This is a genomic window from Streptomyces sp. NPDC050263, assembly GCF_040655955.1.
In the GTDB taxonomy this organism is placed as follows: domain Bacteria; phylum Actinomycetota; class Actinomycetes; order Streptomycetales; family Streptomycetaceae; genus Streptomyces.
The window spans coordinates 1-1,060 of record NZ_JBFAKW010000293.1 but is presented as its reverse complement, the minus strand read 5'-3'; the positions used below and the strand labels follow the sequence as shown (position 1 = coordinate 1,060).

Genomic DNA, 1,060 nt, shown 5'->3' with positions numbered 1-1,060 from the left:
CGGCGTCCCAAGTCCTCGACTGGGCGCACCTGGTGGCCAAAGTATCGGGCGCGGCGGGCGTGCGCCCCTCCTCAGGCCGAACGAAAGACGCGTGACATGCCAGATTCCACATCGATACCCGTCGACATCCAACGTCTGCTCTCCCGGCTCACGTTGGAACAGAAGGTCGCCCAACTCGGCGGCCTGATCGCCCCCGAGGTGTTCACGCAACCGCAGGACGGCACTGAAGGCGATCCCGTGGTCGACGCGGTTCGCCTTCGGCAGCTGCGTCCGCACGGCGTCGGGCATCTCTCCCTGGCGTGGTTCCTCGGCGAGGACGCCGACAGCCTGCGCGAGCAACTGGCGGCGGTCCAGGCGGTCGTACGCGAGGTGTCCCCGTTCGGGATCGGCGCGCTGGTCCACAACGAGGGGATCAACGGGTTTCTGCACGCCTCCGGTTCTCAGTTCCCCACGTCGTGGGCGCAGGCGGCGACCTGGGACCCCGAACTGACCAGACGGGCCGCGGCAGTCACCTCGGCGCACATGCGCGACACCGGCGTCCAGCTGCTGTTCTCTCCTGTCATGGACATCAATCGCGACCCGCGCTGGGGGCGGGTCCACGAAACGTACGGCGAGGACCCGGAGTTGGCCGCGCGGATGTCCGTCGCGTTCGTACGGGGAATCCAGGGCGCGGCGCAGGAGAACGGTGTACTCGCCACCGGCAAGCACTTCCTGGGGTACGGCGCCTCGGAGGGCGCGCTGAACCAGGCCGTCACCCAACTCGGGCGCCGGGTGCTGGTCGACGAGTACGCGGAGCCGTTCCGCCGGGCGATCGCCGAGGCGGGTCTGGCGTTGATGATGAACGCGTACAACGAGATCGACGGCATCCCCGCGACCTCGAGCCGCTGGCTGCTCACCGAGTTCCTGCGCGACACTCTCGGGTTCGACGGCCTGGTGGTCAGCGACTACGACTCGATCAACCTGCTGCGCACAGCCCACCGCACCGCGCGCACGGAGGGCGAGGCGGCGGTGCAGGCGCTGTCCGCGGGCCTGGACGTGGAACTTCCGGGCAGCCCGAACT

Annotated in this window: 1 protein-coding gene; it reads left to right on the top strand. The window is 69.2% G+C overall.

The genetic code is table 11. The features are described 5' to 3' along the window. Positions 1–96: 96 nt before the first annotated feature. Positions 97–1,060 (top strand): glycoside hydrolase family 3 N-terminal domain-containing protein (locus tag AB0J04_RS46080; RefSeq protein ID WP_363174723.1); only part of this gene is annotated, 964 nt, incomplete at its 3' end.